We start from the raw sequence: 6,813 nt of genomic DNA on the forward strand, positions 1-6,813 counted from the left end.
GTCCCGATGAACCGTGCCGGTCGGATCAGGCGTGCTCGCGCAGGTAGCGCCCGAAGTGCGGCACCGTGAAGGCGATCCGCCCGCGCTCGCCGGAGTAGATCAGCCCCTTCTTGAGCAGCGCGTCGCGCGCCGGGGAGAGCGACTGCGGCTTCTTGCCCAGCTCGGCGGCCACCTCGGCGGTCGGCACCGAGCCCACGTCGTCGAGGGTCTCGCTCGGCTCCTCACCCGCGGCGCGCTCGGCCGCCACCCGTTCGGCGATCGCCACCGCGCAGTCCGCCATCGCGCGCAGGTACTCGCGCTCGCCCGGCGTGGCCCGCTCGTACCGGGACCCGAAGAACCCGACCGCCAGCTCCGCCTCGGCCTCGGGGGCGGCCACCGCCACGTCGTGCTCGGTGATCGGCGAGGTGGGCGCCAGGTCCCACACCGCCTTGCCGTAGGCCTGGATGAAGTAGGGGTAGCCGCCGGTCGCGACGTACATCTGCTCCAGCGCGGCCACGGTGAAGCACGCGTCCTCGTCCTCGGCCGGGTTGCTCAGCGCGCGGTCGGCCGCCTCCCGGGCCAGCCGGTCGATCCGCTGGTAGCGGAAGAGCCGCTCGGAGTAGGACTTGCTGGCCGAGAGCACCGCGGGCAGGTGGGGCAGCCCTGCCCCGACCACGATCACCGGCAGCCCGCTCTGGCTCATCTCGTGGCACGCCGCGCACAGGGCGGAGACGTCGTCGGGCCCCAGGTCCTGCATCTCGTCGATGAAGATCGCCACGCCCTTGCCGACGTCCGCGGCCAGGCCGCCGAGATCGGTGAAGAGCTCGACCAGGTCGATCTCGATGTCGCCGGAGTCCGCCCGACCCCTGACCGCCGGGGCGTCGATGCCCGGGTTCCACTGGTCCTTGAGCTTGGCGTTGACCCCGGCGTCGCGCTGGGCGAAGGCCCGGACCACGCCCAGCACATGGTCGGCGTCCTCGGGGCGGGGGTGGCTCAGCTCCCGCACCGCCTGGTGCAGGGCGCTGGACAGCGGCCGGCGCAGCCCCTGGTCGGGCCGGGCCTCGAGCTTGCCGGTGCCCCAGTGCTTGCGGACCGCGGCCGAGCGCAGCGCGTTGAGCAGCACGGTCTTGCCCACCCCCCGCAGCCCGGTGAGCACCAGGGAGCGCTCGGGCCGCCCCGCCGCGACCCGCTCGAGCACCACGTCGAAGGCCCGGAGCTGCTCGTCGCGGCCCGCGAGCTCGGGAGGGCGCTGTCCGGCGCCGGGGGCGTAGGGGTTGCGAATAGGGTCCACGATGAGAAGGTATCCGGCTCTCTAGTCGGATGCCTAGATTGGGCAAGCGAGTTCCAGAGTCCGATCTCCATCCCGGCTCGGATGCACCGCTGCGCCCTACACTCGCCACATGCCCGAGCTGCCCGAGGTCGAGGCTCTCGCCCAGGACCTCGACCGCCGACTCCGAGACCGGCCGATCACCCGCGTCGACCTCACGGCGTTCAACGCCCTGAAGACCTTCGACCCGCCGCTGACGTCCCTGCACGGCACCCTGGTGGAGCGAGTGGGACGGCACGGCAAGTTCCTCGACATCGAGGCCTCCGGCCTGCACCTGGTGATCCACCTGGCTCGCGCCGGCTGGATCCGGTGGCGTGCGGAGGTGCCCGCGCTGCCGGCCAAGCCCAATGCCAAGAACCCCCTCGCGCTCCGCATCCACCTCGACGAGGACGAGGCCGGCCACACCGCCGGCCTGGACGTCACCGAGGCGGGCACCAAGAAGAGCCTGGCGGTGTACGTCGTCCGGGATCCCGCCGACGTCGAGGGCATCGCCCGGCTCGGACCCGATCCGCTCGCCGACGACTTCACGCCCGAGCGGCTGCGCGAGATCCTCACCGCCGCGGGGCGCGCCCAGCTCAAGGGCGTGATGCGCCACCAGGGCACCATCGCAGGGATCGGGAACGCCTACTCCGACGAGATCCTGCACGCCGCCCGGATGTCCCCCTTCAAGCCGGCCAGCAGCCTGGACGACGACGAGCTGATGGTGCTGCATGACGCCATCCGGATCACGCTCGGTGACGCCGTGACCCGCAGCAGCGGGCTTGCGGCAGCGGAGCTGAAGGGCGAGAAGAAGTCGCACCTCGCGGTGCACGGCCGGACCGGGCAGCCGTGCCCCGTCTGCGGCGACACGGTGCGCGAGGTGAGCTTCGCCGACTCCAGCCTGCAGTACTGCGCGACCTGCCAGACCGGCGGCAAGCCGTTGGCCGACCGCCGGATGTCCAAGCTGCTGAAGTGAGGGCTCAGTCCGTGGGGTCGCTGGGCTGGTCCGTGGGACCGGCCGAGGCCGAGAGGCACTCGGAGTCGTTGTAGGCGAAGAACTCCTCCACCTCGGCGACCTGCTTGCCCGACAGGCCGGACTCCAGGGCCACCACCTCGGACTGGTTGGCGTCGTCGCGCACCTGGCCGATCAGGTCGACCCAGATGTCGTGGCCCGCCTTGGCGTCCTCGGTCATGTCCTCGGGAGCGCCGATCTCCTCCAGGTCCTCACCCCAGCCCTTCAGGGTGGCGACCACCTCGGCGTCGGAGGCGCCCGAGCCGTGACTGGCGCGCTCGGAGAAGAACGACTGGTACGCCGAGCAGTGGCGCTCCTTGGTCGTCGGCTCCGGCGTGTCGTCCTCGGAGTCCCCGCACCCCAGGGCCAGCCCGCCGACCAGCAGCAGCCCCACCGCCCCCGCCATATACCTCATGGAGCAAAGAGTGCCCCATCGGGGTCGACCTCCGCAGCGCCACCCCCCGGAAATGGGACGGTTCTCACTCTCCTGGTCCCGCCGAGCGGTCCAGGAGGGGGCCTGCGCCGCCGTCGAAGGCGCGGGGCAGCGGCACCGCGAGCGCCTCGGCGAGCCGGGCGGCGTACTCGCGGCGCGACAGCTCGACCACCCCGAGCGAGGCCAGGTGGTCGGTGCGCCACTGCACATCGAGCAGCCGACAGGCCGCGTGCTCGTCCCGCAGCAGCGAGACCAGGCCCAGCAGCGCCACCTTGGAGGCGTCGGTGGCCCGGTGGAACATCGACTCGCCGGCGAAGAGGCCGCCGATCGCGACGCCGTACAGCCCGCCGACCAGCTCCCCGTCCCGCCACGCCTCGACGGAGTGCGCCCAGCCGAGCTCGTGCAGCTGCGTGTAGCCCGTGACGACGCCCTCGTCGATCCAGCCGTCCGGGCGGCGGGGGTCGCCGCAGGCGGCGATCACTTCGTCGAAGGCGGTGTCCACCCGGATCTCCATGGTGCGCGCGGAGCGCCGCAACGATCGGGAGACCACCATCGCCTCCAGCGGGAGGACGGCCCGGCGGACCGGGAAGAACCAGTACGGCGGGGTCTGCGCGTCGCCGGAGGGCATGGGGAACAGCCCTCGTCGGTAGGCGGCCAGCAGCGTACCGGGCCGCAGGTCGGCACCAATCGCCACGAGATCGTCGGCGGGGTCGAGGTCAGCCAGGTCGTCGAAGCCCCACGACGAGGCTGGAGGTTCCACAGGCACTCCGTCACGGTATCCCCCCTTCCCACCCGCCCCTTAGGCTGGCCGCATGGGTCTCACTTCGTCCTTCGGGCGCCAGCTCGCCCCCAAGATCGGCCAGCTCGCCCCCAACGTCACCTCACGAGCGGTGCTGGAGGCGTTCAACCGCGCGGTCGACGGCATCGGCCCGCTGCCGGGCGCCGCCGCGGCCGCGGAGAAGCAGCTGGCGGAGCAGAAGGGCAACGTCGAGCGCGCCATCCACGAGGTGATCGAGAACAACGTGCGGCTGGCCGGTGGCCAGGGGTTCGCCACCAACCTCGGCGGCCTGATCACCCTCGCGGTGGCCCTCCCGGCCAACATCACGGGCCTGGCGCTGATCCAGTGCCGGATGATCGCCGGGATCGCCCACCTCAAGGGCCACGACCTGGACAACCCGCGGGTGCGCAACGCGGTGCTGGCCACCATGCTGGGCGAGGACCAGGTCAACGGCCTGATCAAGAACAAGAAGCTGCCGGGAACCCCGATGGCGCTGGCCACCGCCCCGGTCCTCGACGAGACGCTGTCGGTCCTGCTGGCCGGTGAGGTCGCGACGTTCCTGATCTCCAAGGTCGCCGGCAAGCGGCTCGCCACCATGGCCGGACGCCGGATCCCCGTCGTCGGCGGCGTGGTGGGTGCCGGCGCCGACGGTTACTCCACCTGGCGGGCGGGGCGCTACGCCGACCGCGAGCTCCTGCCGCGCAACCGGCGGTAGATCGTCAGCGCCGCCCGACCCACGCCGGTGTGCTCCAGGCCGTGCACCAGCTTCTCCCGCAGCCGGTACGTCGGTCGCAGGTAGGAGCGCTCCAGCGCGGCGCGCGTCCGGTCGAGCTCGGAGGCCAGGTGCGCCTCGGAGGCGCGCAGCCGCGAGGCCTCCAGCAGCAGGGCGCCGATGGCGTCGACCGCGGCGTCGGCCACCTCGGCCTCCACCGGCCGGTCCGGGTCCGACCAGCTGCCTGAGGCGGGCGCGCCGACCAGGTCGGCGAGGTCGCCCACCACGTCGTACCCCCGGTCCTCGATCTCGGTGATCCAGGTCGCGGAGACCTCCTGGGCCCAGGCGTGCAGCGTCGGCGGCAGGCGGAGCCGCTCGGAGCGCCGGCGCTGCGAGAGCGTCTGGTGGGCCAGCAGCTCGCGGACCAGCGGACGGTAGTCCGCCGGCTCGACCTCCTTCACCACGCGCCGGTTGATCCGACGCACCAGGGCCGTCTCAGGCACCCCCAGCGACGGGTTGGCCCGCTCCGCGGTCAGGTCCAGGTCGAGCCCCTCCAGGCCGAAGGCACGGCTGAACCGCTGCCACAGCTCGTCCCGGGGGGCACCCGGCGCCGGCACCGTGACCAGGTGGATGCGCTCGGGCGGGATGTCGGCGCCCCACCGGTTGATGATGTCGGGGATCTCCTGCACCCCCCAGAACCAGGTGCCGATCCGGCTGTCGCGCTCCGGGTCGCTGATCTGCTGGAGGAACTTCTCGTAGCTGATCACGCTGCGGTGCTTGACGTTCTCCTGCCACTCGGCGGGGATCTGCCGCACCAGGTCGCGGACCGAGAGCACCAGGTGCACCTCGACGTCGCTGCCCGCGAGGCCGTCGGGCCCGGCGCCGGTCAGCGAGGTGAGCGCCCGGTCGACCTGCATCCGGGAGGCGGTGGCCAGGATCTCGTGGCTGATGATCGAGGTGCCCGGCCAGGCGCGCACCTGCTCCGCGAGCCGGTCCCAGGCGCCCACGGCCTCGAGCTCGAGGCCGCCCCAGTTGAGCTTCATCAGGTCCAGCGCCGCCAGGAAGTGGGCGTCGAACCGGTCCGCCGGGTAGGAGATGTGGTGCTCGGCCAGCCGCTGCCGGTTGCGGAACAGCACGTCCTGCAGGTGCGAGGTGCCGGTCTTGGGGGTTCCGACGTGCACCAGGATCCGCTTGCGCGCACCCGGACCTGTCGGGCCCGCCCCGGTCGAGCCTGTCACCGCTGTTCCTTCCAGCCGCCCAGCAGCATCTGCATCGCCAGGGAGAGTACGCCGTCTCCGACACCCGGCCCCGTGACGGGTCCCCCGGCGAGCCCCGGGTGGCCGGCGCGCGCCAGCTGCCGCGCCATCCGACGGGCGCGGCGCTCCACCCAGTCGCGGTGCTCGTCGGGGACCGCGGGCAGGCCCGCGTCCAGGGTCCACTGCGGCAGTCGCGGCAGCAGGCCGTCGACCAGCAGCTCGGTGCGCCTGGCTGGGGTGACCATCAGCCCGAGCACCGCGGCCAGCCGGCGAGCCAGCTCGGCGGCGGCCAGGCCGGGTCGCGGCGGCACCTGGAGCCGTCGTACGCCGAGCAGGGGCGGCAGCAGCGCGGGGTCGGTCACCACGTGCACGGGGCCGGGTCCGCGGCGTTCGGTCCAGGTCCGGGCGATCCGCGGCAGGTCGACCCGCGGCGGGACCTGGCCGCGCTGGTGCCAGGTCTCCACCCACTCCGGCCACGACCCGATCGCGTGGTCGAAGCAGCGGGCGGTCCAGGCGTCGGCGAGCATCCGGTCCAGGTCGGTGCCGACGATGACGATCAGTCCGCCGGGCCGGGGACCGCGGCCCCGGGCCACCAGCTCGCGGCGCAGGGGGTCGCTGAGCAGGGGGTCGCCGACCAGCCGGTAGCGGCGCCGCCAGGGCCGGGGCAGCGCGTCGGGCCGCCGCGGCACCGGGCCGAGGGCGACCAGGTCCTGGGCCAGCAGGTAGCCGGCGACGCGGAGCAGCTCCTCGTCGTCCAGCGCCGAGGGGTCCACCGGTCGCGCTCCGAAGCGGGAGTCGCGGGCGGCGCCGACGAGCTCGAGGTCGGGTCGGCCGCGGCCCGGCGCGCTGGCCTCCAGCACCCGGCGGGCCAGGGTGGCCGGCACGGTGTGGCCGGGGGTATCACCGGGGGTGTGGCCGGCGCTGGTCTCGTTGAGGCGGCGCAGCAGCTCCAGCTGCTGGGCGCCGGGCACCACCCGACCCAGCGGGGCCCCGGGCCGGGTCCACTGCGCCCACTCGGTGCTGCCGCCGTCCAGCAGTTGCCGCACCCAGCCCCAGGCCCGGTCGAGACCGGTCACCGCTCCGGCCCAGGGGTCCTGCGGAGCGCTGTCGGCGCCGAGGCTGCTCATCGGCTGCGGAGCTGCTGGGCCCTGTCGCGGACCACGCGGGTCAGGCCGCCGGGCTCGGCGCGGGAGGCCGCCTCGCGGGTCATCGCGGCGAGCGCGTCCATCGCCGCGGAGAGCTGGGGACGGGCCCGCACCTTGTCCGGGTCGGTCCAGGGCGTGTCCGGAGCCGGGCGCCGGGGGCGCAGGTCGGCGACGTCGCCGACCACGTTCACG

Annotated in this window: 7 protein-coding genes and 1 pseudogene; 2 read left to right on the plus strand and 6 right to left on the minus strand. The window is 73.7% G+C overall.

The genetic code is table 11. The features are described 5' to 3' along the window. Nucleotides 1-25: 25 nt before the first annotated feature. The gene (locus C5H89_RS00740; protein WP_104105201.1) at nt 26-1,270 is read right to left on the minus strand and encodes an ATP-binding protein; all 1,245 of its coding nucleotides are present in this window, start codon (nt 1,268-1,270) and stop codon (nt 26-28) included. 109 nt (nt 1,271-1,379) lie between these two features. Between C5H89_RS00740 and C5H89_RS00745 the strand changes: the two genes are divergently transcribed. Then, nucleotides 1,380-2,261 carry a DNA-formamidopyrimidine glycosylase family protein gene (locus tag C5H89_RS00745; protein ID WP_104105202.1) on the plus strand — a complete coding sequence of 294 codons (882 nt, stop codon included), beginning with the start codon at nt 1,380-1,382 and terminating at the stop codon, nt 2,259-2,261. Between the two features lie 4 nt (nt 2,262-2,265). Here the strand turns inward: C5H89_RS00745 and C5H89_RS00750 are convergent, their stop codons facing one another. Both C5H89_RS00750 and aat read right to left on the minus strand, forming a co-directional pair. Beyond that, a complete protein-coding gene (locus tag C5H89_RS00750) occupies nt 2,266-2,712 on the minus strand; it encodes a hypothetical protein (protein ID WP_162799132.1) in 447 nt (148 codons plus the stop codon). Between the two features lie 64 nt (nt 2,713-2,776). After that, nucleotides 2,777-3,496, minus strand: coding sequence for a leucyl/phenylalanyl-tRNA--protein transferase (aat, locus tag C5H89_RS00755; RefSeq protein WP_104105204.1), 720 nt, complete (start codon nt 3,494-3,496; stop codon nt 2,777-2,779). 46 nt (nt 3,497-3,542) lie between these two features. Here aat and C5H89_RS00760 point away from each other — a divergent pair, with 46 nt between their 5' ends. Continuing rightward, complete coding sequence (locus C5H89_RS00760) at nt 3,543-4,223, plus strand: EcsC family protein (RefSeq protein ID WP_104105205.1); 681 nt, start codon at nt 3,543-3,545, stop codon at nt 4,221-4,223. On the opposite strand, the gene C5H89_RS00765 is transcribed toward C5H89_RS00760, so the two are convergent. The 3 genes and pseudogenes from C5H89_RS00765 to C5H89_RS00775 form a co-directional block, all read right to left on the minus strand. Continuing rightward, nucleotides 4,184-5,458, minus strand: a complete 1,275-nt coding sequence (locus tag C5H89_RS00765; protein WP_240181625.1) for a hypothetical protein — start codon at nt 5,456-5,458, stop codon at nt 4,184-4,186. The genes C5H89_RS00760 and C5H89_RS00765 overlap by 40 nt on opposite strands. After that, nucleotides 5,455-6,603 (minus strand): hypothetical protein, encoded by a 1,149-nt coding sequence (locus tag C5H89_RS00770; RefSeq protein ID WP_104105206.1) that lies wholly within the window; start codon nt 6,601-6,603, stop codon nt 5,455-5,457. Before C5H89_RS00770 ends, C5H89_RS00765 begins: the two co-directional genes overlap by 4 nt. Further along, a pseudogene (locus C5H89_RS00775) lies at nt 6,600-6,813 on the minus strand (hypothetical protein); the annotation flags it as partial. The pseudogene C5H89_RS00775 and the gene C5H89_RS00770, both read right to left, overlap by 4 nt.

This window comes from Nocardioides sp. 616 (genome assembly GCF_002930065.1).
GTDB classification, from domain to species: domain Bacteria; phylum Actinomycetota; class Actinomycetes; order Propionibacteriales; family Nocardioidaceae; genus Nocardioides; species Nocardioides houyundeii.